The sequence below is a fragment of the Kribbella soli genome, assembly GCF_004331345.1.
GTDB classification, from domain to species: Bacteria; Actinomycetota; Actinomycetes; order Propionibacteriales; family Kribbellaceae; genus Kribbella; species Kribbella soli.
Genome location: NZ_SJJZ01000003.1, coordinates 475,959 through 501,709, shown reverse-complemented (window position 1 = coordinate 501,709; position 25,751 = coordinate 475,959). Strand labels below are relative to the sequence as shown.

Below are 25,751 nucleotides of genomic sequence, written 5' to 3'. Positions count from 1 at the left end.
CGCAGGTACGTGGCAGCCGCCACGTAAAGGTCGGAGACTGGGTGGGGCCGTCCTGTGCCATCAGACGGATCTCGCCGCGGCACGGGCGACGTACAGGGGGCTGGGTTCGGCGGGCTGTTGCGCCGGCACCGACGGGAGGCGGGGCTGTCGCAGGAGGCGCTGGCCGAACGCGCCGGTCTCAGCGTTGACGCGATCGCGGCGTTGGAGCGAGGACGCCGGCGTGCGCCGCGGGCGCAGACGCTGCGTCTGCTCGCGGACGCACTGCGGCTCGGTGAGCCTGAGCAAGCCCTGCTGACCGCGGCGGCGCGCAAGGAGGGCGGCACCGTACGGCTGCCGTTACGGCAACCGCCGGCGCCGATCAACGAGCTGATCGGGCGGACGACCGAGCTGACCGCGACCACGCGCCTGCTGGGGCAGCGCATGACTCGTTTGCTGACCTTGACCGGACCAGGCGGCGTCGGCAAGACCCGCCTCACCCTGGCACTGACGGGCGACGTGGCGGACAACTTCCCCGACGGCGTCTGCTGGGTGCCGCTCGCGTCGGTCACCGAGTCCGCAGCCGTCGCTCCCGCGGTCGCAGCGTCGATCGGCATGCATCTGCTGGAAGGCACACGGCTGGTCGAGGAGATCGCCGAGCAGATCGGCCGGAGCACGATGCTGCTCGTGCTCGACAACTGCTCGCACCTGGTCGCGACGGTCGGGCAGGTCTGCTCGACCCTGCTCGAGCGCTGCCCGAACCTGTCGATCCTCGCCTCCAGCCGCGAACTGCTGCGACTGCAGGGCGAGAGCGTGTACGTCGTACCCGCGCTGGCCCTGCCGCACGACGAGGACCGGTTGGCGTCGTCGGAAGCGGTCCGGCTGTTCGTCGACCGTGCCATCGCGCGCGGCTACGACCCGACCGGCGAGCTCGACCAGGTCGCGCGCGTGGTACGCCGCCTGGAGGGCATGCCGCTCGCGATCGAGCTGGCCGCGGCGCGGACGAACGTGATGACGATCGAGGAACTGGCGAGCGAGCTCGAGACGTCGTTCGGCATCCTGGCCGGCGGCCCACGCACCGCGTCACCTCGCCAGCAGTCGATGTATGGCGCGATCGAGTGGAGTCACGCACTGCTCAGCGAGGCCGAGCGGGACATGTTCGCCCGGCTGTCGGTGTTCGCGGGCGGCTGGACACTGGGCGCGGCCGCAGCGGTCATTCCCGGTGGCGCGACACGGGTCGAGGCCCTCGACCTCATCGGGCGGCTGGCCGACAAGTCGCTGATCCGGGTGGTCAGACGTGGCGGCGTCGCGCGGTACTACATGCTCGGCGTGATTCGGGAGTTCGCCGCCGATCGCCTGCGGGCCGCGGGGCAGACGGACGGGGCCGCCGAGCGGCACGCGCAGTACTACGTCGGGCTCGCCGAGGACTCGGAGAGCCACCTGCGTGGACCGGAGCAGGGGGAGTGGCTCGACCGGTTGGACGGTGAGCTCGCCAACCTGCGATCCGCCATGGCGTGGGCGCTGCGGACCAGCTCGGTCGACGAGGCGTTGCGGCTCGCCGGCGGGCTGTGGCTGTTCTGCTACCTCCGCGGGCACTACGCCGAGGGCAGTCAGTGGCTCGAGCGTGCCCTGCAACTCGGCGACTCGATGCCGCCCGAACGGATCGCGGACCTTGCGAAGGTATGTGCGAAGGCGAACCTGGGTGCCGGGACGCTGGCGTTCCTCCAGTGCGAGTACGACGCAGCGACCGAGCGACTACAGACCGCGTTGCGGCAGTACAAGGAGCTCGGCGACACGTCCGGTACCGCGTTGGTGCTGCAACGCCTCGGTGGTGTCGCACGCGAACGCGGGGACTACGGGGCAGCGGAGGACCTGCACTGCGAGAGTTACGACCTCTACGAGAGCCTCGGCGATCGGGCCGGGATGGCCTGGGCCCACAACTACCTCGGCTTCGTGGCCTGGCTCCGCGGCGATCTCGAGATCGGCGCGCGCCGCTGCCGACGGGCTCGCGACAGCTTCCTGGTCGTCGGTGACGGCGAAGGACTCGCCTGGTCGCTGATCAGCCTCGGCGCGATCGCGCAGTACGGCGGCGAGCTGGTCGAGGCCGAGGACCTGCTGCAGGAGAGCCTCGCGCTGTCGCAACGGCTCGGCTACCGCGAGGGTGTCGCCTGGTCGCTGAACCAGCTCGGCATCGTCGAACGCCGGCGTGGTCTGACCGACCGCGCCGTACACCTGCTCGACGAGAGCCTGGCCGAGCATCGCGATCTGGGGGACCGGTGGCGGTCGGCCAGTGTGCTCGAGGAGCTGGCCGCCGTCGCGCAGCAACGCGAGCGCAGCGAGTACGCCGCATTCCTGCTCGGCGCGGCCGACGGGGTCCGAGAAGTCATCCGGGCACCGGTGCCGGAGATCGAGAAGGCCGGCTGCGAGGCCACCCGAGCCGCGGTCGAAGCGTCGCTCGAGCGGCGAGCCTTCCGGGCGGCCTGGTCGGCCGGCCGCGCGGCGCCACTGGCCGCGGTCGCGGACGGTTACCCGCCCCCGGCATCGAGCCCGGACTCGAGCTTGGGATCGGCCGGGCGGACCCGGGATCCGTTCTGAGCGGGCGTGCCTCGCGGAGCACCACGACCTGGGGGATCGACGATGCCCCGCGAGGGATCTGAGGGCGCGGATCGAGATCTGTGACCCGGCCGGCTGTGTCCTCTGTCTGACCCCCCAGGCAGTCCCCCCACCTCACAGCCGGCCGAAGCCACCTCCGCGATGATCACCGTCGTCGAGCCCTCCCGGTCGACGGCGGGTCCTCCGCGCATTCTCAAGATTGCCGTGATCACGCTGTGTCGCACAGGGACGGAACCCTGACATCGCCCTGACAAATTTGTCCTGACAACGTAATCCCTCGGCGGATTTCGCCGACGGTGACCGCGAACTGCCGGTCCGTAAGTGAATTCCGGCCCGAGGTTCAAACGGTCGTTACGGCAGATATCCGGAAACAGCTTTTGTGAATCCGGCGATCTTCCGTAAAGGAGTTCCGGTGTCTTCGTCGAAGCCCGGCTCCTCGGCCGAGGGTGCGGGGATGCCCTCGCCGGCGCAGCTGACGTCCTTGGCCGGTGCGACCCCGGTGGTGAGGAACGTGTTGATGATCCGGTCGGCGCAGCGGTTCACGCCGCCGTAGATGCCGTGGTCGCCCTCGCGGGTGACGGTCAGCAGCCGCGAACCGGCGTACCGGCTGTGGGCCGATGCGGCGAGGCTGTAGCTGGTCGCCGGGTCGTGCACGGACTGCACCATGAGCGTTGTGGGCAAGCCTTTGCCGGTCGGTGTCGGCATCGTCAGGTTCGGACGGTCCCAGTAGAAGCAGGGGTTCTCGGACATCGTCCAGCCGACCAACGGGAAGTGCGGACCGAGGCGGGCTGCGAGCTGTTCGCCGTACTCACGGCCTTGCGGCCAGGGCGTGTCGTTGCAGGTGATCGCGGTGAAGGTCGCGTCCTCGGCGTCGTCCTCACCGAGCATCCGGAGCCCGACGGGCGAGCGGCCGGCGCGCTCGACGAGCTGCTGCTGGCGGGCCTTCGAGAGCGCGTCGACCTTGCGTTGCGCGGCCCGCGGACCGCCTTTTGCCTGCGCCGTGGAAAGGTCATGCAGAAATAGCAGGTCGGCCGCCAGGGAATGGAAGTCGAGCTTCGAGTACATATCCCCGGTCACCATCAGGTCGAGGGTGTTCTCGTCGTACCTGACGTTGACCGCGCCGTCCAGGAACTCCTCGGTCGCGGGCTCCTCCTTCAGGGTCCGTCGTAACCGTTCGTACAGGCGAATGACCGCACCCGGTGACGAGCCGAGCTGCAACTGGTCGTCGTACTTCGCCGCCCACGGCGCGAAGTCCTCGCGGAACCGGCGCTCGAACGCCTGCGGCTGGCTGACGAACGTGTCCAGCCAGGTCTTGGTGAAGTCCGTGTTCGAGTCCAGGACGAAGCGGCCGACGTGCTCGGGGAAGTAGGTCTGGTAGTACGCCCCGAGCCAGGTGCCGCCGGAGTAACCGACGTAGTCCATCTTGTCGAAGCCGAGCAGCCGCCGGATCAGGTCCATGTCCTGCACCGTCTGCGCGGTGGTGATGTACGGGAGCAGGCCGCGGGACTGCTGGTCGCAGTACGTCTGCGCCATCTCCGAGGCCTCGGCGATCAGGTCGCGGGTCGCGGGAGCGCGGTCGCGCGCGTCCATCGTGTAGCCGGGGGCGCCGTCGCAGCTCGCGTTCGAGCTGCCGCCGGTGCCGCGCGGGTCGAAGCCGACGGCGAGATGATCCTTGGCCAGCGGTGCCTGGCTCGCGAGGTACGGCGCCATCCCGAGGCCGGCGCCACCGGGACCGCCGGGGTTGCCGAACACGACACGGCTCGGCTTGCCCTTGGCCGGCGCGACTTTGCTGACCGCGATCTGCAGGTCGTTGCCGGCGTACTGGTTGGCCCAGTCGCGCGGGACGGTGATCTTCGCGCAGTACGTGCGGAGCTCGGCGTCGCCGCACTCGAACCATCGCGGCTTCTGCTCGAGGTATTTGTTCGCCACCTGGTGTGGCCTGTCGACAACGGTGGCCGATTGCATCGACGCCGTCGCGCCTGAGCCCGGCACGACAAGAACAGCGGCAACGGACAGCCCTAGGGCTGCCCCGCCAAGGGCCAGGGGGATGTACTTCATACAGACTCCAGCGGATGGCCATGCGTGATCGGTCCGTGACAATCTGTCATGCCGACCATCAAGCGTCGAGCACCACCCCCGGCCCGTCGCCGATCGACGACCTGCTATGCGCCCGCGGTCGGCAAGAAGTACGCGAGCATCCGGATCTGTCGGCTGCCCTCCGGCGGCTCGGTGCGGTTCAGGTACGGCTTGAGCATCGTCTCCAGGTCCTCCTGGATGGTCCGCAGCTCCTCGGCCGTCACCGTCATGCCGGCGTTGAACAGGCCTGCCGATCGCGCCCAGTCCAGCTCCAGGTCCGGCTCGGTCTGCTCGACCCAGTCCCGCGGCACCTGCTCGTAGTTGAGCAGCATCACGTTGCTCAGCTCGCGCGCGGCCAGTTGGACGTCCTCCGGCCCGGACTCGGGGATCTCGAAGTAGATCCCACGTCCGACCGCCCGCCAACTCTCGCCCTCCGGCACGACGAGCCCGACTTCCATGAGCCCCTCGACGTCGCGACGCGCTGCTTCGGCATCGGTCCCCGCCACCTCGGACAGCTCGGCGAGTGTCGCCGTGCCGCCGCGAGTCAGCCGGTCCATCAGTCGGAGCCGCACCGGGTCGGCCAACGCCCGCAGCGCCGCTGCGCCGGTGACCACCATGTCCCCGACGTCGTTCACCTCGACCTGTGTCATGCGCGCAAGAATCGGATGCCAGGAGGTTGCTGCCGGGAGGCGTCGACCAGTCGATGCAGCCGTGCGGCGGAACCGAACGTGGGGACCTCGTCAGGCCTGCTCACGATCCGCTGGTACAGACGCGCGACGCCGGCGGGCTCGAGCGGCAGGCCAGGCGTCGTCCGGTAGCTGTCCGGGATGCTGAGCAGTTCGCCGTTGCGCCGTACTGTGAACTCGGAGATCTGGAGTTGCGCGGCCCAGGGGTGGTCGTCCGGTGCGGACTCGACCGTGAGTGTTGCGTCGGTGCCGGTGATCTCGAGGCGTGTCCCGGGCACGCCGGGCTCGCCGTCGTGGAGATGCGCCGAGAACGCCGCACCGCCGGCCAGTTCGCCGATCACGTCGAGCGTGTCCGGGGCCGTGACGTTGATCGGCTCGCCGGTTTCCGCGATCAGGTGACCCGGGTGCTGGATCGTCGAGAGTCCGGCCACCCGGTCGATCGGCTCGGTGACATGCTCGACCAGGTCCAGCGCGTGCCCGCCGAGCACCTCGACCAGGCCGGCCCCGGCGGAATCGTCGTACGTGTACGCCGTCCAGCCCGGCACCTCACGGGTCGATCCCTTCGACCTCGAGCTGCTCAAACGCACCGAGGTGATCTGGCCGACGGCGCCCGCCAGGACCAGGTTCCGGGCGTACTCCATGCCGGGGGAGAAGCGCCCCTGGAGCCCGGTGAACGTGCGTACGCCGGCGCTCGTCGCCGCCTGCTCCAGCTCGACCGCCTCGGCGACGGACACCGCCAGCGGCCACTCGCAGTACACGTCCTTGCCGGCAGCGATCGCCTCCTGCACCAGCTGGGCGTGGGCTGACACCTTCACCGTCACCACCACAAGGTCCACGTCGGGATGCCGCGCGAGCTCAGCCGCACTCGCGAAGGCGTGCGGTACGCCGAACACCTGAGCGGCCCGTCGGGCTGACTCCTCGCGACTGGTGCCAACGGCGACCAGCTCGAAGTCCGGAAGGGAGCGCAGTGCGGGGATGTGTGCCCGCGTAGCCCATCCGCGATCCGGATTAGCCCCGATGATCCCGACCCGCATCCTCGTCCTCCACTCTAATCGGACTCCTGGCGTCCGTTTCTGGCGACGAGCTTAACCGGACGGCGCAAGTCCGGTTAAGCTTGGTCCATGGACAGCGCGGTTGACCGGCTGCTCGACGGGCCTGCGCCGAGAGCGGATGCCCGGCGAAACGTCGAGCGGCTGGTGGCTGCCGCCCGGGCCGCGGTGGACGAGGTCGGGACTGCGGTGACCGCTCACGAGATCGCCCGGCGGGCGGGCGTCGGTATCGGTACCTTCTACCGCCGGGTCCCGTCCCGGGAGGCGCTGCTCGAGGCCGTTCTCGCCGGTGCGATCGACGAGATGACCGAGCTGGCCCGGGCCGCACGTGCCGCCGACGATCCATGGCCGGCGTTCTGTGCCTTCGCCGCGGATTACATCCGGCTCCGCGCGACGAGTTGCGGCTTGAACGAGGCCCTTGGCGGCGCGGGCGGGCTCGCCCTGGCGGACCGCATCGACGAGTTCCGCAAGGAGTTCCGTGGGCTCGTACGGCGCCTGCAGCTCTTCGGCGTACTCCGGGCGGGACTGACCTTCCGCGACATCGCCTTCGCGCTGGCGGGTGTCGTCCCGCAGGCGCGGACGCTGGGGATGACCGCAGACCGGACGCAGTGGCGCAGGACTCTGCAGATCGTGCTCGACGGCGTCCGGGCGACCTGATCGGTCGCGGTCTACTCCGTGCCGGGGTCGGTGTGCAGGCGGATCTGCTTGATGCGGACGGACTCGTCGCCGTAGAGGTCGAGTTCGCGGTGGGCGCCGTCGGGGGCCCAGCCGGATTCGGTGTAGAAGGCGCGGAGTACGTCGTCGGTCGAGTTGACCCAGACGGTGACGCGACGGAAACCGTCGGCGCGAACCGTGTCGACGACGGCGTTCAGGAGGCGGGAGCCGTGGCCGGCGCGGGTCGCCTCCGGGTTGACGGCCAGCTCGGCGATCAGCGCGTCACTCTGCGGGTCGGCGTCCGGGTCGTCGGACGGCGTGATGGCCGCGAAACCGACCAGCGTGCGGCCGGCCAGCGCGACCATCACCCGGTTCCGCGCCTCGCCCGGAGCGAGCAGCGCAGCCCGCCACTGGGCCGCGAACTGCGCCGGGTCGAGATCGGCGAGGACCTCGACCGGCAGCAGCCCGGCGTACGACGTACGCCAGGCCGCGACCTGGATCTCGCCGATCTCTCCTGCCTCCGCGGGCAGCGCGAGCCTGACGCTCGTCTCGGCCACCGGGGTGTCGCCAGAAAGATCCGAGAGGTTGGCGGGTTCCGGTACGCCGAAGTCACTCATGCTTCCGCCTCGCTGGCGCTCGGCTCCAGCATGAGCGACAGGTCAGCTCTACTTTTTGTTCGCTCGCTGCGCTCGCTCATGACCGCCATCCTCGCAAGTCAGTAAACGAGCTTGCGCAGCAGGGTCTCGGCCGGACCGCGGTAGGAACGCCTGCTCATCGCATACGCACCGGCGACCGAGACGACCCAGACGCCGATCGCGACCAGCGCCGCGGTGTACGCCGTACTTCCGAACCGTAGGTCCAGCGTGAACGGGGCCAGCAGGATCATCCACGAGACCGACTGGAACAGGTACCCGGACAGCGACCGCTGACCGAGCGCGGAGATCGCACGGACCGGCACCGACAGCTTGCGGATCCGCAGGACGAGCAGGCCGAACAGGGCGACGTACCCAGGACCGCCGAACATGCCGGACACGTGGGACAGGAGGCTCAGCGCGTCCACGGCACTCTCGTCGACGTGCATCCAGCCGGCTCCGACCAGTGCGAGCGGCAGTCCGCCCAGAACGGTGAGGCCGAGACCGCCGACGGCCACGCGGGTGAGCAGCGTCTTGTGGGCGCCCGGGTTCTCCAGGATCTGCTTGCGGGCGGCCCAGATACCGAGCCAGACGATCACGATGAAGCCCATCACGCTCGCCGCGTGCATCGGGTACTCGTGCAGCCGGTCGACCAGGCTGCCCAGGTACGACGAAGCGGCCAGCGACGGGTTCGGGGTGTTCGTGAGTGCGTGCGCGGGGCCGGAGCTGTTGACGATCGCGAGCGCGGCCTTGGCCCCGACGAACAGGACCTCGACGGCCATGAACGCCCAGATGGCGAGGACGATCCGGTGGAACTTGTCGCCGCGGTTGATCAGGAACAGCGTGCAGATGATGCCGACGACGCCGTACGCGCCGAGGAAGTCGCCGAAGTACAGCAGCGTCGCGTGGACGAGGCCGAAGCCGATCAGCCAGGCGTTGCGCTTGAGCAGGATCCGCCGGACGGCGCCGGGAGTGGCGCCCGAGGACCGCTGCCGCCGGGCCAGCTGCACGAGGCCGTAGCCGAACATCACCGCGAACACCGGGTACGCCCGGGCGTCGACGAAGGTGAGTTTGAGGAAGTTCAGGATGCGCTCGAAGCCGTGCGGCGCGCTTTCCACGCCGGGCTGGCCGGCGAACGCGAAGTTGGCGCTGTTCGCCAGGCCGATCATCAGCAGCATCGCACCGCGGATCAGGTCGGGGGCGAGGGCGCGCTCCCGGCCGGTGACCGGGCCGCGGTGATCGACGGCCGGGAGGCTGGTTGTCGTAGTCACGGGGTCCTCCGAAGAACTGTGTAAGGGTTGAGCTGTTGACTCAATCCTCGCCACCCCGACCGGCCCTCCCCAGTGCGTCAAACCCACTGTCTGGGTGGGTCCAGCACCACCTTTGTGACACTTGTTGTTGATTCTGAGAAAAAGTGTCACATATGCTGGGGGTATGGACTTCCAGGCGACCATCGACGCCGACGGCCGGATCGAGCCGCGGGACGCGATGCCGGACGGGTACCGCAAGACCCTGATCCGGCAGATCGCGCAGCACGCGCACTCCGAGATCATCGGCATGCAGCCGGAGGGCAACTGGATCAGTCGCGCGCCGTCACTGCGCCGCAAGGCGATCCTGATGGCGAAGGTGCAGGACGAGGCCGGCCACGGTCTCTATCTGTACGCCGCCGCGGAGACGCTCGGCGTGGACCGCGCGGACCTGCTCGACCTGCTGCACAGCGGGAAGCAGAAGTACTCCAGCATCTTCAACTACCCGACGCTGACCTGGGCCGACATCGGCGCGATCGGCTGGCTGGTCGACGGCGCCGCGATCGTCAACCAGGTCCCGCTCTGCCGCTGCTCCTACGGGCCGTACGCGCGGGCGATGGTGCGGGTCTGCAAGGAGGAGTCGTTCCACCAGCGGCAGGGGTTCGAGATCCTCTACACGTTGTCGAAGGGCACCGAGGCGCAGAAGGCGATGGCGCAGGACGCCTTGAACCGCTGGTGGTGGCCGTCGCTGATGATGTTCGGCCCGCCGGACGCGGCGTCGACGCATTCGGAGCAGTCGATGGCGTGGGGGATCAAGCGGCACAGCAACGACGAGCTGCGGCAGCGGTTCGTGGACATGACCGTGCCGCAGGCCGACGTACTCGGGCTGCGCGTTCCTGATGACGGACTGGTGTACGAGGACGGGCATTACCGGTTCACCGAGCCCGACTTCACCGAGCTGTACGACGTGGTGAAGGGCAACGGTCCGTGCAACCAGCAGCGGCTCTCGCATCGCGTGAAGGCGCATCAAGACGGCGCATGGGTACGCGAGGCCGCGGCTGCCTATGCGGAGAAGCAGGCTGCTCGCAAGGAGAGTGCCGCATGATCGAGCCGCTCTGGGAGGTTTTCGTTCGTTCGCGCCGAGGGCTGTCGCACACGCATGTCGGCAGCCTGCACGCGCCTGACGCGACGATGGCGTTGCGGAACGCGCGGGACGTGTACACGCGTCGCCAGGAAGGCGTGTCGATCTGGGTCGTGCGGGCGTCGGACATCACCGCGTCGTCGCCGGACGAGAAGGACGAGTTCTTCGACCCGGCCGGTGACAAGGTGTACCGGCACCCGACGTTCTACGAGGTCCCGGAAGGCGTCGAGCACCTGTGAACGACCTGCTTGAGTACACGCTCCGCCTCGGTGACGACGCGCTGATCGCGGCGCAGCGCACCGGCGAGTGGATCGCGGCCGCGCCGCAGCTCGAGGAGGACGTTGCGCTCGGCAACGTCGCGCTGGATCAACTGGGGCAGGCGCGTTCGCTGCTGCAGTACGCCGGCTCGCTGGACGGCCGCACCGAGGACGAGCTCGCGTACTTCCGGGACGAGCGCGAGTTCCGGAACCTGCAGTTGTGCGAGCTGCCGACCGGTGACTTCGCGCACGCGATGGCACGGTTGCTGTACTTCGCGACGTACCAGCACCTGCTGTACGACGAGCTGCGGTCGTCTGCCGACGAGACGCTGGCCGGCGTGGCAGGGAAGGCTGTCAAGGAGGTCGCGTACCACGTCGACCATGCGACGCAGTGGGTGCTGCGGCTGGGCGACGGGACCGACGAGAGCCACCGGCGGATGCAGGCTGCGTTGGAGGCGCTGTGGCCTTACACCGCCGAGATGTTCGCGTCGGACGACGTCGTACGGCGGCTGTCGGTCGCTGTCGATCCGTCCACGCTGGAGGAGGAGTGGACCCGGCGCGTGACGGCGGTCATCGACGAGTCGACGTGTGAGCGGCCCACGTCGTCGTACCAGCACTCCGGCGGTCGTTCGGGTCGTCATACCGAGCACATGGGCTTCCTCTTGGCCGAGCTGCAGCATGTGGCGCGTTCGCATCCGGGGGCGACATGGTGACCGACGCGGCCATCCTCGAGGCCGTCGGTGAGGTCGCGGACCCCGAGGTGCCGGTTCTCACGATCGCGGACCTCGGCGTACTGCGCGGCGTCCGGCACGACGGCGACGAGGTCGTCGTGACGATCACCCCGACGTACTCCGGTTGTCCCGCCATGGACCTGATCCGTCACGAGGTCGAACTGACCCTTCAGGCGTTGCAAGTCGGCGGGCGGGTCGAGACTGTGCTGTCGCCGGCCTGGACGACCGACTGGATGAGTGACGCGGGGAAGGCGAAGCTGACCGAGTACGGCATCGCCCCGCCGACCGGTCGCCATGCTGTCGACGGACCGGTGATGCTCGCGCTGACCGTGCGGTGCCCGTTGTGCGGTTCACCTGACACGACCGAGCTCAGCCGCTTCGGCTCGACCTCCTGCAAATCGCTCTGGCGCTGCAACTCCTGCCGCGAACCCTTCGACCACTTCAAGGCGATCTGATGACGACCATCGCCCCTCGGCGGCGCGCCACGTTCCACTCGTTGAAGGTCGCCGCGATCGAGCCCGTCACCGATGACGCGGTCGCGATCACCTTCGCCGTACCGTCGGAGCTCGCGGAGGATTACGAATTCACCGCGGGCCAGCACCTGACGATCCGCCGTACCGGAGAAGAGGTACGCCGCAGCTACTCGATCTGCTCGCGCGCGGGATCAGGCGTGTTGCGGATCGGCGTGAAGCGCCTCCCCGGTGGCGAGTTCTCGTCGTACGCCGCCACGGACCTGAAGGTCGGCGACGAACTCGAGGTGATGACCCCGCTCGGCCGGTTCGGTACGACGTTCGCCGCCGCCAACGCCAAGCACTACGCGTTCGTTGCTGCCGGCAGCGGGATCACGCCCGTCCTGTCGCTGGTCGCGACGATCCTCTCGGTCGAGCCCGCCAGCCGGGTGACCTTGCTGTACGGCAACCGGACCGCGGGGTCGGTGATGTTCGCCGACGAGCTGGCCGACCTGAAGGACCGGTACGCCGAACGCCTGCACCTCGTGCACGTGTTGTCGCGTGAGACGACCGAGGTCGAGCTCTTCAGCGGCCGCATCGACGCGGACCGGCTGCAGCGCATGTTCGCGACGATCCTCCCGCTGGACTCCGTCGACGAGTGGTTCCTCTGCGGCCCGTACGCGATGGTCGTCGGCGCCCAGGAACTCCTGTTGTCCGAGGGCGTCGCACGCGAACACGTCCACGCCGAGCTCTTCCACGTCGGCGACGAGGCTCCGAAGGCGCCGGTCGAGGAGACCGCTGTCGACGAAGACGCGGCCCAGGTGACCGTGATCCTCGACGGCCGCCGGTCGACGTTCGCGCTGGGGGAGCACTCGAAGGCGGTGCTGGACGCGACTCTCGCCGTACGGTCCGATGCGCCGTTCGCCTGCAAGGGCGGTGTGTGCGGCACCTGCCGGGCCAAGGTCCTCGACGGCGCCGTCCGGATGGACACGAACTGGGCCTTGGAGCCCGACGAGATCCGCGCCGGCTACGTCCTCACCTGCCAGTCGCACCCCACCACGCCGACAGTCACGCTCGACTACGACGCCTGACCCCGCGACCTGGTTCACTCCGGCGCATGACTCATCAGATTCGGGCGCCACATCCGATCACGACCGAGGAACGTGAGTTCATCGCCAAGGTCGAGAACACGATGCGGCCGGCGTTTCTCGACGCGATCGCCCGCGAGTACGGGCCGCGCGACCAGCCGGCGGCCGAGATCGCGGAGCGGATGTCCGCCGCGGCTCCTGGACATCGGCTGCAGACGGCCGTCGAGGCGAACATGGACGCGAGCCGTCACTTCGACGCGTTGCCGGCCGAGGAGCGGTCCGCGGCCGCTCAGCAGGCTGCGCTGGTCACCGCCAGGACGATCGAGGCGAGGCTGACTGTGCAGGCCGCCGACGGGCGGTTGGGCGAGCTGGCCGGCAAGGGCGCGGACCGCCTGCTCCGGGGAGAGTACGAGAAAGTCGCTCACGAGGCCGGTGGCCAGGTCGGCCTGGTCCTGGGCGGTGCGGTCAACCGGGCGCGCTTCCTGCAGGTGGAGGAGATCCAGCGACAGGCCGGCGCGGGCGTGACGCCACCCGCCGCCGGGTCTCGGAGCACGTCCAGCACAGTCGACGCCGTCGCCGCGAAGCCGCCCGACCGCGCCAAGGACAACCGCAACCAACCGCACGTGCGCGGCTGACGGGCAACCGGCCATCACGCCTGCCTTCGACGCCTGACCCCTCGCCCCATTTGCCTGGCAGACCCACCAATTTGCCTGGTCGACCCACCAGGTCGGGGGTTCCTCACCCTGGTTAAGGGTGAGGAACCCCCGATATCCCTGGTGGGCCAGCCAAATGCGGGTGGGGGCGGGGTTGTGTCAGTCGGTACCGGATTCCATGGCGGCGCGGTCGAGGAGGGCTTCCTCGTCGGGGGCCTCGCCGCGGGAGGCGATGGCCTCGGCGCCGCCCGTGGGGAGTTCGCCGATCAGCTCGGTCGACGACGCCAAAGCGGGGTTGGACGAGCCGAACATGCCGAGGCCGGCGTACTGCTCCAGCTTCGCGCGGGAGTCCGCGATGTCCAGGTTCCGCATGGTCAGCTGGCCGATCCGGTCGACCGGGCCGAACGCCGAGTCCAGGACCCGCTCCATCGACAGCTTGTCCGGGTGGTAGCTGAGCGCGGGGCCGGTGGTGTCGATGATCGAGTAGTCCTCGCCGCGCCGGAGCCGGAGCGTGACCTCGCCGGTCACCGCCGTACCGACCCACCGCTGCAGCGATTCCCGGACCATCAGCGCTTGTGGGTCGAGCCAACGGCCTTCGTACATCAGCCGACCGAGCTTGCGGCCCTCGGTGTGGTAGGCCGCGACCGTGTCCTCGTTGTGGATCGCGTTCACCAGCCGCTCGTACGCCGCGTGCAGCAGCGCCATCCCGGGCGCCTCGTAGATGCCCCGGCTCTTCGCCTCGATGACCCGGTTCTCGATCTGGTCCGACATCCCGAGCCCGTGCCGGCCGCCGATCGCGTTCGCCTCCAGGACCAGGTCGACCGCCGAACCGAACTCCTTGCCGTTGATCGTCACCGGCCGGCCCTGCACGAAGCCGATCGTGACGTCCTCGGCGGCGATCTCGACCGCCGGGTCCCAGTGCGCGACGCCCATGATCGGGTCGACCGTCTCCACCCCGGTGTCGAGGTGCTCGAGCGTCTTCGCCTCGTGGGTGGCGCCCCAGATGTTCGCGTCGGTGGAGTACGCCTTCTCGGTGCTGTCGCGGTACGGCAGGGCGTGGGCGACCAGCCACTCGGACATTTCCTTCCGGCCGCCGAGCTCGTGCACGAACTGCGCGTCCAGCCACGGCTTGTAGATCCGCAGTTGCGGGTTCGCGAGCAGGCCGTAGCGGTAGAACCGCTCGATGTCGTTGCCCTTGAAGGTCGAGCCGTCGCCCCAGATCTGGACGTCGTCGTCGAGCATCGCCTTGACCAGCATGGTGCCGGTCACCGCCCGGCCGATCGGGGTGGTGTTGAAGTACGTCCGCCCGCCGGACCGGATGTGGAACGCGCCGCAGGCCAGCGCCGCGAGCCCTTCCTCGACGAGCGCCGCGCGGCAGTCCACGAGTCGGGTGATCTCGGCCCCGTACGCCGTCGCGCGGCCCGGGACCGACCCGATGTCGGGCTCGTCGTACTGCCCGAGATCAGCGGTGTACGTGCACGGGATCGCACCCTTGTCCCGCATCCACGCAACCGCAACCGACGTGTCGAGACCACCAGAGAAGGCAATCCCGACCCGCTCACCGACCGGCAAAGAAGTAAGCACCTTGGACACAGGAAAAGTATGCACCACCCTGCATGATTATGCAAAGCCACCACTCCAAGCCGCCCACTTCAGCCCTCTTTGAGCCCCCACCAACCGAATTCGGCGGCGGAATTTGGTTGGTGCGGGCCCAAAGAGCTGGTGGGGGCTCAAAGAGGTGGGTTGGAGGGGCGTGTGGTGCGTGGGGTTGGTGGGATGGGTGGGGGAGGATGGCCGTCGGTTGGAGGGAGTGAGGCGCGGGATGATGGGGCGGTCGCATGCTTTGTCGGGGTGGTGTGCCGGGCTGGCGGTGGCGCCGCTGGTCGGGCTGACCTCGGTGGCGGAAGTGGTGCCGTTCGCGGCGGCCACCGCCGGGTACGCGCTGGTGCCGGACCTGGATCACCCGGGGGCGAGCGCATCGCGCCTGCTCGGTCCGGTGACGCGGCTGGTGTCGGCGGCGGTACGGGCGTTCTCCGGCGTGCTCTACAACGTGACGAAAGGCCCGCGCGACGAGGACAGCACCGGCAAGCACCGGCATGCGACCCATACGCTCGTCGCCGCGATCCTGCTCGGCATGCTTGCCGCAAGCCTCGGCGACCGCGGTAAATGGGCTGTACTGGCGGTCGCCGTGACCGGCCTCGTCCTGGCTGCCGACGCGCTCGGCGACTGGATCGTCCTCGCAGTCCTCGCCGCAGCCGGCTGGTCGGTCGTCGGCACCGGCGACGCGCTCCCTGGAACAGCGGCCGCCGACGCGCTCCAGGCCGGCCTCAGCCAGATCGGCGGCTGGATCGGCGCCGCCGTGGCCGTTGGCATGTTCGTCCACTGCCTAGGGGACAGCCTGACCCGCTCCGGCTGCCCCTGGCTCTGGCCGCTGCCCATCCGGGGCGAGACCTGGTACGAGCTGCGCCTCCCCAAACCTCTGCGGTTCAGCACCGGCAAATGGTTCGAGCATGTGGTGATCGTCCCGGTGCTGACCATCGGCGGCGTACTACTTCTCCCCGGTGCGCTCCAGGCGCTGCAGCAGCTGTTCGACGCGACCTCGATCTGGCTCGCGGGTCAGTCCTGAGCGCGGCCCGTCAGGTACGACGGGATGCCGCCGGACTCGAGCGCCGCGGCGAAGCGGCGCTGGTTGCGCTCGCCCGGCCACGCCTCCCAGAAGAACAGCGGGAGCGCGATGACTGCCCCGAGCAGGACGACCCAGAAGCTGTCGGCGACGAACGCCAGCGTGACCGAGATCAGGAACACGGCCTCGCAGACCGCGAACCGCGTGAAGGTCGACGCGGTGAAGCGGCGCCACGAGTCGGCCTGGACCTCGGCGGTCGGGCGGTTCGAGTACTGGAGCGGGGGAGTGCGGAAGCCGACCAGTTCGCAGATGGAGTACGCGCCGACCGCGGCGGCGAGCACCACCAGCAGCGGCCAGCTCTCCGGGAACTCGCCGATCCCGTCGACGGCGAGAACGAACCACAGGACGAGAGTCATCATCGGGATCGCCCCGGCCATCGTGGCGCAGACCATGGTGAGGCTCTGGCGGGCGGCCGGCGTGGCAGGGGTGGCAGAAGGTGTCGACACGCCGATGAGACTAAAGCATCGGAATCTCCACACAATGCAGCCATATGCTCACGGAGAGTATTTACAGAAGTTTTTCCGGACTTTTTTGCCGGAAGCTGTAACGACTGCCGGGTGGCCCCCGATAGGACGAGTGAGCCTGGTGGCTGCCCGGACCCCCGAGCGGACAGCCACCAGGCCTACCCATTTCTTCAGGGTTCGGGAGCGGTAATCTGAGGCCCATGTCCTCGCCAGCATCCACGCCCTCGTCGGCACCGTCAGCGGCACAGTCACAAGCACTGCCGTTCGGCCGCCTGACGACCGCGATGATCACCCCGTTCCGGCCTGACGGCTCCCTCGATCTGGACGCCGCCCAGAAGGTCGCGACGTACCTCGTCGACGGCGGTAACGACGCCCTGGTGCTGAACGGGACCACCGGCGAGGCGCCGACCACGTCGGACCAGGAGAAGGTCCAGGTCATCCAGGCGGTCCGCGAAGCCGTCGGTGACCGCGCCAAGATCGTCGCCGGCGTCGGGACCAACGACACCGCGCACACGATCGAGTGCGCCAAGCAGGCCGAGACCGCCGGTGCGGACGGGCTGCTGGTCGTCACGCCGTACTACAACAAGCCCCCGCAGGACGGACTGCGCGCGCACTTCACCGCGGTCGCCGACGCCACCGGCCTGCCGAACATGCTCTACGACATCCCCGGCCGGGCCGGCGTGGAGATCAGGTCGGAGACCTTGATCACGCTCGCCGAGCACCCGCGGATCGTCGCGGTGAAGGACGCCAAGGGCGACATCGCCGGGACCACCAAGGTGCTGGCGAACACCGATCTGTTCTACTACTGCGGTGCCGACGAGCTGAACCTCGCCTCCTTGGCGATCGGCGCGGTCGGCATCGCGAGCGTGGTAGCCCATGTCGCGAGCCGGGAGTACCGGCAGCTGATCGACGCCGTGGTGGCCGGCGACCTCGCCACCGCACAGGAAATTGATCGACGGCTGGTGCCCGCCGTCGAGACGATCATGACCAGGACCCAGGGCGCCATCATGGTGAAGGCCGCGCTCAAGCTGGCCGGCGTCATCGAGCACGCGACCCTTCGGTTGCCGCTGGTTGAGGCGACGGCCGAGCAAGTGGACTGGCTCACCACCGACCTCAAGACGGCAGGACTGATTGCATGAGCCATCCCCATCCAGATCTCTCCGCGCCCGGACCACTCGCTCCGGGCGCTTTGCGGGTCATCCCGCTCGGCGGCCTCGGCGAGGTCGGCCGGAACATGACCGTGTTCGAGTACGACGGCAAGCTGCTGATCGTGGACTGCGGCGTACTCTTCCCGGACGAGAACCAGCCCGGCGTGGACCTGATCCTGCCGGACTTCGAGCCGATCCGGGACCGTCTCGACGACGTCGTCGCGGTCGTCCTGACGCACGGCCACGAGGACCACATCGGCGGGTTGCCCTACCTGCTGCGTGAGCGGGGCGACATCCCGGTGGTGGGCTCGCAGCTCACGCTCGCGCTGCTCGAGGGCAAGCTGAAGGAGCACCGGCACCGCAACGTGCCGCAGCAGACCGTGGTCGAGGGCGAGAAGCTCCAGATCGGGCCGTTCGTCTGCGAGTTCGTCGCGGTCAACCACTCGATCCCGGACGCGCTCGCGGTCGCGATCAAGACGCCGGCCGGCGTCGTGCTGCACACCGGCGACTTCAAGATGGACCAGTTGCCGCTGGACAACCGGATCACCGACCTGCGCGCGTTCGCGCGGCTCGGCGAGGAGGGCGTCGACCTGTTCATGGTCGACTCCACCAACTCCGAGGTGCCCGGCTTCACCACCCACGAGCGCGCCATCGCGCCGGTGCTCGACGGGGTGTTCACCAGGGCGAAGAACCAGCGCATCATCGTCGCCTGTTTCGCCTCGCACGTGCACCGCGTCCAGCAGGTGATGGACGCCGCGGTGAAACACCGCCGCAAGGTCGCGTACGTCGGTCGCTCGATGGTCCGCAACATGGGCGTGGCCCGGGACCTCGGCTTCCTGAACGTGCCCGGCGACACGCTGATCGACATGCGCGACCTGGACAACTACCCGCCGGAGCAGGTGGTGCTGGTGTCGACCGGTTCGCAGGGCGAGCCGATGTCGGCGCTGTCCCGGATCGCCGCCAACGACCACAACGTCGTACACCTGCAGCCGGGGGACACCGTCGTACTGGCGTCCTCGCTGATCCCCGGCAACGAGAACTCGGTGTACCGGGTGATCAACGGCCTGATCCGGCACGGTGCGAACGTGATCCACAAGGGCAACGCGCTGGTGCACGTGTCCGGTCACGCGAGCGCGGGCGAGCTGCTGTACTGCTACAACATCGTGAAGCCGCGCAACGTGATGCCGGTGCACGGCGAGGTCCGGCACCTGCACGCGAACGCGGACCTGGCGGTGCAGACCGGCGTACCGCGGGAGAACGTGGTCGTCGTCGAGGACGGCGTGGTGGTCGACCTGATCGACCGCAAGGCCGTGGTGGCCGGCAAGGTCGACTGCGGGTACGTGTTCGTCGACGGCTCGACCGTCGGCGACATCACCGAGACCTCGCTGAAGGACCGCCGGATCCTCGGTGACGAGGGCTTCATCTCGGTGATCGCGGTGATGGACTCGGTGACCGGCAAGCTGACCGCCGGCCCGGAGATCCAGGCGCGAGGGTTCGCCGAGGACGACACCGTCTTCGACGACCTGAAGCCGAAGATCGAGGCGGAGATCGAGAAGGCGATCGGCAGCGGGCTGGACGACATGTACCAGTTGCAGCAGGTGATCCGCCGGGTGGTCGGCAAATGGGTCAGCGACACCCACCGTCGCCGTCCCATGATCATTCCGGTCGTGGTGGAGAGCTAGTCACCCGGTGTAACCTCTGCGCGACGACGAAAGGGTGGGCCGGCGATGACTGTCAGCGGGGTGAACGGGACGGGCCAGCGCCGGCCCACGATGAAGGAGGTCGCCGCCCGGGCCGGGGTCGCGTTGAAGACCGTGTCCCGGGTGGTGAACGAGGAACCGAACGTGAGCCCGGAGCTGACCGCCAAGGTCCAGGCCGCGATCAAGGAGCTCAACTACACCCCGAACGAGTCCGCCCGGATGCTGCGCCGCGGCAAGACCGGGACGATCGCGGTGGTGATCCGCGACATCGGCGACCCGTTCTTCGCATCGCTCGGCCGCGCGGTCGAGCTCTGGGCCCGCTCGTCCGGTTCGGTCGTGATGATCGGCCTGACCGACGAGGACCCGGAGCGGGAGCGGGAGGTCTGCCTGGAGTTCGTCGCCCGGCGCCCGGACGCGCTGATCATGGCGCCGATCGGGGAGACCCAGGAATACCTCGCGCCGCACGTCGACGCCGGGATGGCGGTCGTCACGATCGACCGTCCCGCGCACGGGATCGAGGCGGATGCCGTACTCGCGGACAACGCCGGCGGGATCGACCAGGCCATCGACCACCTGGTCCGGCAGGGTCACCGCCGGATCGCGTACCTCGGTGACGACGAGCGGATCTTCACCGCCCGTGAGCGGGTTGTGGCCTACCGGGCGGCGATGGCCCGGCACGGCATCCCCGTCGACGAGGACCTGGTGCACCTGTCCGAGCCGACCACCGAGGGCATCGGCATCACGCTCTCGGCCGTCCTCGACCGCTCCGAGCCGGCCACGGCGTTGCTGTCGGCGAACAACATGACCACCGCGGAGGTACTGCGTGGTCTCGCGGGCCGGCGGGACCAGGTAGCGCTGGTGTCCTTCGACGACCTCGCGCTCGGTGACCTGCTCAGCCCCGGCCTGACCGCGGTCGCGCAGTCGGCCGACGTGATGGCCCGGACGGCGATCCAGCTGATGACCGAGCGCCTCCCGGAACCGCACCGTCCCGGCCGTACGGTCCGCGTCCCGGTGAAACTGACGATCCGCGGCTCAGGCGAGATCCCCCCGCCCGCCCGCTGACGGCCCGCCCGTTGACCGCAGTTCGGCGGCCAGGGGGCAGTCGAAGGGGTCGCGGGCGCGGAGACCGACGTTGTTCAGGTAGTCGACGACGATCTTGTACGACGTGAACAGGCCGACCTCGGCGTACGCGATGCCGTGCAGCTCGCAGTACTCGCGCACGAGCGGCCGCACCCGCCGCAGCGTCGGCCGCGGCATGCTCGGGAACAGGTGGTGCTCGATCTGGTAGTTCAGCCCGCCCATCGCGAAGTCGGTCAGGATGCCGCCGCGGATGTTGCGCGACGTCAGCACCTGGCGCCGGAGGAAGTCGAGCTTCATCCCGGGCGGCACGATCGGCATGCCCTTGTGGTTCGGGGCGAACGCGGCGCCGAGGCAGACCCCGAACACGGCGAGCTGCAGGCCGAGGAACGCGGTGGCCTTCCCGGGCGGCAGCAGGAAGTAGAGCGCACCGACGTACACCCCGATCCGCGAGGCGACGACTGCGGCGTCGATGCGGTCGGCGCGGGTCGCGCCGCGCCGGAGGAGGTGCGTCAGGCTGGACGCGTGCAGGCCGACGCCCTCGAGCGTGAGTAACGGGAAGAACAGCCAGCCCTGACGCGCGGCGAACCAGCGGCCGACCGGCCCGCGCTCGACGACGGCGTCGGGCGTGAAGGCGAGCACTTTGAGCTGTACGTCGGGATCGCGGTCCGCCTGGTTGGGGGCGGCGTGATGCTTGTTGTGCTTGCTGCGCCACCAGCTGACGCTCATCCCGAGGACACAGCCGGCGAGGATCCGCGCGGTCAGGTCGTTGCGGGCGTTCGAGCGGAAGATCTGCCGATGGGCGCTGTCGTGGCTGAGGAACGCCACCTGCACCAGCACGAGCGCCAGGGCGCCGGCGAGCCAGAGCTGGTGCCACGAGTTGCCGAGCAGGATCATGCACGCGACGACCGCGAGCAGGGCACCGAGGACGATACTCATCCTGGTGACGTAGTAGCCCTGCCGCCGCCTCAGCAGACCGAGGTCGCGGACGGTCTGCAGGAGATCGGTGTAGAGGCTGACGTACTGCTGCTGGGCACTCACGCCGGTCAGCCTAGTGACCTCATGCAACGTCAGGCGTGCGGACACGTAACCCGACGAGGTCAGGTTGGCAAAGTGCTAGCGCCCGTACTGCGAGGCCAGCGGGCAGTCGAACGGGTCCCGGGCGCGCAGACCGACGTTGTTCAGGTAGCCGACGACGATCTTGTACGACGTGAACAGGCCGACCTCGGTGTACTTCACTCCGTGCAGCTCGCAGTACTCGCGGACGATCGGCTGGACCTTGCGGAGCGTCGGCCGCGGCATGCTCGGGAACAGGTGGTGCTCGATCTGGTAGTTCAGCCCGCCCATCGCGAAGTCGGTGAACAGACCGCCGCGGATGTTGCGCGACATCAGCACCTGGCGGCGGAGGAAGTCGAGCTTCATGGTCTTGGGGACGAGCGGCATGCCTTTGTGGTTCGGGGCGAACGAACCGCCGAGGCAGACGCCAAAGACGGCGAGCTGCAGCCCGAGGAACGCTCCGGCCTTGCCGATCGGCAGGAGGAGGAGCAGCACGGCCAGATATCCACCGAGCCGGGTCACCACGATCGCGGCCTCGATGCGCTCGACCTTGCTCGCTCCGCGCCGGAACAGGTGCTGGATGCTCGAGACGTAGAGACTCAGGCCTTCCAGGGTCAGCAAGGGGAAGAAGAGCCAGCCTTGGCGGCGGGTCAGCCAGGCCTGGAAGCCCTTGCGTCTGTTCACGTGCTCAGGGGTGAACGCGACGACGCCGATGGCGATGTCCGGGTCCTTCCCCAGCTGGTTCGGCGCACCGTGGTGGCGGCTGTGCTTCGATTTCCACCACGCAGCGCTCATCCCGACGAGACCACCGGCCAGCAGGCGGGCGGTCCAGTCGTTCCAGGCGGCCGAGTCGAAGACCTGCCGGTGCGCGCTGTCGTGGCTGAGGAAGGCGACCTGCGTGAGTACCAGCGCCAGGGCACCTGCCATCAGCAGCTGGAACCAGGAGTTGCCGAGCAGTCCGACGCCGACCCAGACCCCGGCGAAGGCAGCCAGCACCAAGCCGATCCGGGTGAAGTAGTACCCGCGACGCCGCCGGAGCAGTCCGAGTTCGCGAACAGTCCGGAGCAGGTCGGTGTAGAGATGGGTGTACTTGTTCTGAGCCCGCAAAGGGTCATGGTCTTCGGCAAGAAGCTGTGACATGGGAACGCCCCATTCCAGTAGTGCATCGGCTGATGCGCTACCAGGTCTGGGGCAGCGTCACAAGAAGGTGCTGAGGTCTTCAACGGAACCACGCCAGCTAGCCGCACGCAAGGCGCTGTCCGGGGTCCGCAGGTGATTTGAGGCTCAGTTCGCCCCGCTGTCACCTGGCCGTCATCAGCGGGGAGCACCTTCGGGTCATGAAACTGAGTCGCCGCCAACTCCTTGCCGCGTCAACCGTCGCTGGTGCGTCCCTCGCCGTACCGGGCGTCGCCGCTGCGGGGCCGAACCTTATCCGTCGTGACCGGGCCGTTCTGCCGTCCGGCATCGCGAGCGCCGACGTGACGCCGAACTCGGCCGTCGTCTGGTCGCGCGCCGACCGGCCCGGCCGGCTGGTCGTCCAGCTGACCAGCCACGGCCGGTTCGACAAGGCGATCTGCCTGCGCGGCCCGAAGACGGACGCCGCGGACGACTTCACGGCACGGCTGCCGCTGCGCGGCCTGCGCCCGGGACAGCAGTACGACTACCGGCTCGGCTTCGAGGACGAGAACGGCCGTATCGGGCAGACGCTCGACGGCTCGTTCAGTACGCCGGGCCGTAACCGGCCGGTGTCGTTCGTGTTCACCGGCGACACCGCGGGCCAGGGGTACGGCATCAACCCCGAGCTCGGCGGGATGATCGCCTACAAGGCCATGCACGACACCCGGCCGGACTTCTTCCTGCACTCCGGCGACAACATCTACGCCGACGGCCCGATCCAGGCCGAGCTGAAAGTTGCCGACGGCACCGTGTGGAAGAACGTGGTGACCGAGGAGGTGTCGAAGGTCGCCGAGACGCTCGCCGAGTACCGCGGCCGGTACAAGTACAACCTGCTCGACGAGAACGTGCGCTCGCTGTACGCCGACGTACCGCTGGTCGCGCAGTGGGACGACCACGAGACGCTGAACAACTGGTACCCGGGGGAGATCCTCACCGACGACCGGTACACCGAGAAGCGGGTCGACGTCCTCGCGGCGCGGGCGAAGAAGGCGTTCCTCGAGTACCTGCCGATGGAGCACGTCGGCGGGCGGGACCGGATCTACCGCAAGGTGAGCTACGGCCCGCTGCTCGACGTGTTCTGCCTGGACATGCGCACCTTCCGCGGTGCCAACCCGGTGCCGTCGACGGCCGGCCCGGTGGCGATGCTCGGTGCCGAGCAGGCCGCCTGGCTGGTGCGTGAGGTCGCGGCGTCGCGGGCCACCTGGAAGGTGATCGCCAGCGACATGCCGCTCGGCGTGCTGGTTCCGGACGGTGACCTGATCGAGGCGGTCGCGAACGGTCTGCCGGGGGCGCCCGGCGGTCGTGAGCACGAGATCGCCTGGGTGCTCAGCCAGTTCAAGAAGCGCAAGGTCCGCAACGCGATCTGGCTGACCGCCGACGTGCACTACGCCGCCGCGCACCACTACGACCCGTCGCGGGCGGCGTTCACCGACTTCGACCCGTTCTGGGAGATCGTGGCCGGGCCGATCAACGCCGGTACCTTCGGGCCGAACGCGCTGGACAGCACCTTCGGGCCCGAGGTCGTGTGGTCGAAGGCGGCCGACTTCCCGAGCCAGTCACCGGCGGCCGGCAACCAGTTCTTCGGGCACACCCGGATCGACCCGCGGACCGGCGTGTTCACGGTCTCGCTGCGGAATCTGTTCGGTGCGGTGCTCTGGAGCAAGGACATCACCCCGGCCCGTCCTTGAGGGCCAGTCGTGCTCACCGGGCTCCGGCGCCTGTGCGGGATGCCGCCCGCCGGGCCCGGTGAGTACGACGTCATACACGCTGTAAGACCTCTGCGCCGGGACCGTCGAGCTGCGGCAGGACGACGCGACGTCCGGTGAGCAGCAGGAGCAACGACAGCACGGGACCGCGGAGCTCCGGCCCGTCGCCCACGCTCCAGTCGATGTCGTCTGCGACCAGTCTCAGACCGTCGTACGGCACCGGTTTGAAGACCTTGGACAGCCGCGTGCCCCGGCACTCCCAGACCCGCGAAGCCGCCGCCGCGGCGACCTCCGGCGGAACCGCGAGCGTCCGGCCGATCGGGATCGCCAGGTCCTGACCGTGAACGACGATGTCGATCAGCGTCTCTCGCGGAGTGACGCCGAGGTTGTGCCGCCGGGAGCCGACCATGCCGCGGATCCCGCCGATGAGCTGTTCGGTCGGCAGGGCCGCCTGGTCACGGGCGGAGGTCTGGATCATCCAGTTGAGGCTGTGGACGCCCGGATGCTTCAGCGCGAGGCGGAGTACGTCACCGATGGTCATCTGCTGGAGGGTGAGGTGACCGGCGACGTCGCGCACGGTCCAGCCGTCGCACAGCGAGCGGTGGGACCAGTCGGCCGGCGTGAGCGTGGCGAGCAGGTCGGCAGTGCGCAGGCGCTGGGCATCGATCGCGGCCCAGAGTTCATCGTCGTTCATCGCGGTGCCTTCCCCTCCATCGGACGGTAGCTCACATCGGGCGGTGTGGAGCGCGTGCGCTTCAGTTCGTAGAAGTCAGGACACCCGGCGAGCAGCCGTACGCCGTCGAACAGGCGGAGCGCGTCGTCGCCACGGGGGACCGCGTTCAGGACCGGTCCGAAAAAGGCGGTCCCGTCGATGTGGACAACCGGCGTACCGCCGTCGATCCCGACCGGACGCGTGCCTTCGTTGTGGCTGCGGCGCAGTGCCTCGTCGTACTCCGTGGTGTCGGCGGCGTCCGCGAGCGTCGCGGGCAGTCCGGTCTCGCTCAGGGCTACTGCCGCGGCGTCGCGGTACTCCGCCGGCGTCGGGTAGCGCCAGTGGTCGAAGATCAGGTTGCCGAAAGCACCGTGCCAGGTCCGGAACGCTTCGCCGCCGTGGTGCGTGACGACTGCGGTCGCTACCCGGGACGGTCCCGTCGACGCGTCGAGCTGCCGGCTGTAGCTGTCGTCGCGGCCTTCGTTGAGCATGAGCAGGCTCATCACGTGGTAGCGGACGTCGAGGTCGCGATGCTGGGCGACCTCTCGGAGCCAGCAGGCCACCACCCACGTGTACGGGCAGACGGGGTCGACGTACAGGTCGACGCCTGGTGCTGTGCGCTGGTGTTGGCGGGCGTCTTCGGTGTCTGTGGTCGGGATGGCGCCCAGGCGCTCAGTGAAGTAGGTCCGGGTGACCTGGTCCCACAGGTCGAGGTCGGCGCCGGTCTGGTCGTGTCGCGTCATGTTGCTCAGCGTCCGCTGCGGAGAGACGCGGCGC

At 69.0% G+C, this 25,751-nt stretch carries 24 protein-coding genes; 13 read left to right on the top strand and 11 right to left on the bottom strand.

Annotation, left to right across the window (positions count from 1 at the left end; all coding sequences use genetic code 11):
- The first annotated feature begins 54 nt into the window (after nucleotides 1-54).
- Complete coding sequence (locus E0H45_RS25320; RefSeq protein ID WP_131341783.1) at nucleotides 55-2,571, top strand: ATP-binding protein; 2,517 nt, start codon at nucleotides 55-57, stop codon at nucleotides 2,569-2,571.
- A gap of 369 nt (nucleotides 2,572-2,940) precedes the next feature.
- Here the strand turns inward: E0H45_RS25320 and E0H45_RS25315 are convergent, their stop codons facing one another.
- The 3 genes from E0H45_RS25315 to E0H45_RS25305 all read right to left on the bottom strand — a co-directional run bounded on the left by E0H45_RS25315 (nucleotide 2,941) and on the right by E0H45_RS25305 (nucleotide 6,385).
- Nucleotides 2,941-4,647: an alpha/beta hydrolase gene (locus E0H45_RS25315; protein WP_131341780.1), complete on the bottom strand. Its 1,707-nt coding sequence runs from the start codon at nucleotides 4,645-4,647 to the stop codon at nucleotides 2,941-2,943.
- Between the two features lie 104 nt (nucleotides 4,648-4,751).
- Nucleotides 4,752-5,315, bottom strand: coding sequence for a winged helix-turn-helix domain-containing protein (locus E0H45_RS25310; RefSeq protein WP_131341777.1), 564 nt, complete (start codon nucleotides 5,313-5,315; stop codon nucleotides 4,752-4,754).
- A complete protein-coding gene (locus tag E0H45_RS25305; RefSeq protein ID WP_131341774.1) occupies nucleotides 5,312-6,385 on the bottom strand; it encodes a Gfo/Idh/MocA family protein in 1,074 nt (357 codons plus the stop codon). Before E0H45_RS25305 ends, E0H45_RS25310 begins: the two co-directional genes overlap by 4 nt.
- 87 nt (nucleotides 6,386-6,472) lie before the next feature.
- On the opposite strand from E0H45_RS25305, the gene E0H45_RS25300 reads away from it, so the two are divergent.
- Nucleotides 6,473-7,057, top strand: coding sequence for a TetR/AcrR family transcriptional regulator (locus E0H45_RS25300; RefSeq protein WP_131341771.1), 585 nt, complete (start codon nucleotides 6,473-6,475; stop codon nucleotides 7,055-7,057).
- Between the two features lie 11 nt (nucleotides 7,058-7,068).
- Here E0H45_RS25300 and E0H45_RS25295 read toward each other — a convergent pair whose 3' ends face one another.
- Both E0H45_RS25295 and E0H45_RS25290 read right to left on the bottom strand, forming a co-directional pair.
- Complete coding sequence (locus E0H45_RS25295; protein WP_131341768.1) at nucleotides 7,069-7,671, bottom strand: GNAT family N-acetyltransferase; 603 nt, start codon at nucleotides 7,669-7,671, stop codon at nucleotides 7,069-7,071.
- Between the two features lie 98 nt (nucleotides 7,672-7,769).
- A complete protein-coding gene (locus E0H45_RS25290) occupies nucleotides 7,770-8,957 on the bottom strand; it encodes a DUF418 domain-containing protein (RefSeq protein ID WP_238155264.1) in 1,188 nt (395 codons plus the stop codon).
- 163 nt (nucleotides 8,958-9,120) lie between these two features.
- On the opposite strand from E0H45_RS25290, the gene paaA reads away from it, so the two are divergent.
- The 6 genes from paaA to E0H45_RS25260 are packed head-to-tail and all read left to right on the top strand — an operon-like array spanning nucleotide 9,121 to nucleotide 13,234.
- Complete coding sequence (gene paaA, locus E0H45_RS25285) at nucleotides 9,121-10,038, top strand: 1,2-phenylacetyl-CoA epoxidase subunit PaaA (RefSeq protein ID WP_131341762.1); 918 nt, start codon at nucleotides 9,121-9,123, stop codon at nucleotides 10,036-10,038.
- Nucleotides 10,035-10,313: a 1,2-phenylacetyl-CoA epoxidase subunit PaaB gene (gene paaB, locus E0H45_RS25280; RefSeq protein ID WP_130379720.1), complete on the top strand. Its 279-nt coding sequence runs from the start codon at nucleotides 10,035-10,037 to the stop codon at nucleotides 10,311-10,313. Before paaA ends, paaB begins: the two co-directional genes overlap by 4 nt.
- Nucleotides 10,310-11,044: a 1,2-phenylacetyl-CoA epoxidase subunit PaaC gene (paaC, locus tag E0H45_RS25275; protein ID WP_131341759.1), complete on the top strand. Its 735-nt coding sequence runs from the start codon at nucleotides 10,310-10,312 to the stop codon at nucleotides 11,042-11,044. Before paaB ends, paaC begins: the two co-directional genes overlap by 4 nt.
- Nucleotides 11,038-11,517 carry a 1,2-phenylacetyl-CoA epoxidase subunit PaaD gene (gene paaD / locus E0H45_RS25270; RefSeq protein ID WP_131341756.1) on the top strand — a complete coding sequence of 160 codons (480 nt, stop codon included), beginning with the start codon at nucleotides 11,038-11,040 and terminating at the stop codon, nucleotides 11,515-11,517. The genes paaC and paaD overlap by 7 nt, the downstream gene beginning before the upstream one ends.
- Nucleotides 11,517-12,602, top strand: coding sequence for a 1,2-phenylacetyl-CoA epoxidase subunit PaaE (paaE, locus tag E0H45_RS25265; protein ID WP_131341753.1), 1,086 nt, complete (start codon nucleotides 11,517-11,519; stop codon nucleotides 12,600-12,602). The genes paaD and paaE overlap by 1 nt, the downstream gene beginning before the upstream one ends.
- Before the next feature lie 26 nt (nucleotides 12,603-12,628).
- A complete protein-coding gene (locus E0H45_RS25260) occupies nucleotides 12,629-13,234 on the top strand; it encodes a hypothetical protein (RefSeq protein WP_131341750.1) in 606 nt (201 codons plus the stop codon).
- 177 nt (nucleotides 13,235-13,411) lie between these two features.
- On the opposite strand, the gene argG is transcribed toward E0H45_RS25260, so the two are convergent.
- Complete coding sequence (gene argG / locus E0H45_RS25255) at nucleotides 13,412-14,845, bottom strand: argininosuccinate synthase (RefSeq protein ID WP_131341747.1); 1,434 nt, start codon at nucleotides 14,843-14,845, stop codon at nucleotides 13,412-13,414.
- A 229-nt stretch (nucleotides 14,846-15,074) separates the two neighbouring features.
- Between argG and E0H45_RS25250 the strand changes: the two genes are divergently transcribed.
- Complete coding sequence (locus E0H45_RS25250; RefSeq protein ID WP_272949003.1) at nucleotides 15,075-15,878, top strand: metal-dependent hydrolase; 804 nt, start codon at nucleotides 15,075-15,077, stop codon at nucleotides 15,876-15,878.
- Here E0H45_RS25250 and E0H45_RS25245 read toward each other — a convergent pair.
- The gene (locus tag E0H45_RS25245; RefSeq protein WP_131341745.1) at nucleotides 15,869-16,381 is read right to left on the bottom strand and encodes a hypothetical protein; all 513 of its coding nucleotides are present in this window, start codon (nucleotides 16,379-16,381) and stop codon (nucleotides 15,869-15,871) included. The two genes, E0H45_RS25250 and E0H45_RS25245, sit on opposite strands and share 10 nt — an antisense overlap.
- Before the next feature lie 218 nt (nucleotides 16,382-16,599).
- Here E0H45_RS25245 and dapA point away from each other — a divergent pair, with 218 nt between their 5' ends.
- The 3 genes from dapA to E0H45_RS25230 are packed head-to-tail and all read left to right on the top strand — an operon-like array spanning nucleotide 16,600 to nucleotide 20,309.
- Nucleotides 16,600-17,538, top strand: coding sequence for a 4-hydroxy-tetrahydrodipicolinate synthase (gene dapA / locus E0H45_RS25240; protein WP_131341742.1), 939 nt, complete (start codon nucleotides 16,600-16,602; stop codon nucleotides 17,536-17,538).
- Nucleotides 17,535-19,229 carry a ribonuclease J gene (locus E0H45_RS25235; protein ID WP_131341740.1) on the top strand — a complete coding sequence of 565 codons (1,695 nt, stop codon included), beginning with the start codon at nucleotides 17,535-17,537 and terminating at the stop codon, nucleotides 19,227-19,229. Before dapA ends, E0H45_RS25235 begins: the two co-directional genes overlap by 4 nt.
- A 45-nt stretch (nucleotides 19,230-19,274) precedes the next feature.
- On the top strand, nucleotides 19,275-20,309 hold the full coding sequence (locus tag E0H45_RS25230; protein ID WP_131341737.1) for a LacI family DNA-binding transcriptional regulator: 1,035 nt from the start codon (nucleotides 19,275-19,277) through the stop codon (nucleotides 20,307-20,309).
- On the opposite strand, the gene E0H45_RS25225 is transcribed toward E0H45_RS25230, so the two are convergent.
- Both E0H45_RS25225 and E0H45_RS25220 read right to left on the bottom strand, forming a co-directional pair.
- A complete protein-coding gene (locus tag E0H45_RS25225) occupies nucleotides 20,280-21,365 on the bottom strand; it encodes a fatty acid desaturase family protein (RefSeq protein ID WP_238155262.1) in 1,086 nt (361 codons plus the stop codon). The two genes, E0H45_RS25230 and E0H45_RS25225, sit on opposite strands and share 30 nt — an antisense overlap.
- 75 nt (nucleotides 21,366-21,440) lie before the next feature.
- Nucleotides 21,441-22,520 (bottom strand): fatty acid desaturase family protein, encoded by a 1,080-nt coding sequence (locus E0H45_RS25220; protein WP_131341733.1) that lies wholly within the window; start codon nucleotides 22,518-22,520, stop codon nucleotides 21,441-21,443.
- A gap of 197 nt (nucleotides 22,521-22,717) precedes the next feature.
- On the opposite strand from E0H45_RS25220, the gene E0H45_RS25215 reads away from it, so the two are divergent.
- A complete protein-coding gene (locus tag E0H45_RS25215) occupies nucleotides 22,718-24,244 on the top strand; it encodes an alkaline phosphatase D family protein (RefSeq protein ID WP_131341730.1) in 1,527 nt (508 codons plus the stop codon).
- Nucleotides 24,245-24,314: 70 nt separating this feature from the next.
- Here E0H45_RS25215 and E0H45_RS25210 read toward each other — a convergent pair whose 3' ends face one another.
- A complete protein-coding gene (locus tag E0H45_RS25210; RefSeq protein ID WP_131341727.1) occupies nucleotides 24,315-24,956 on the bottom strand; it encodes a maleylpyruvate isomerase family mycothiol-dependent enzyme in 642 nt (213 codons plus the stop codon).
- Nucleotides 24,953-25,717: a DsbA family protein gene (locus E0H45_RS25205; RefSeq protein ID WP_238155261.1), complete on the bottom strand. Its 765-nt coding sequence runs from the start codon at nucleotides 25,715-25,717 to the stop codon at nucleotides 24,953-24,955. Before E0H45_RS25205 ends, E0H45_RS25210 begins: the two co-directional genes overlap by 4 nt.
- Nucleotides 25,718-25,751 lie beyond the last annotated feature (34 nt).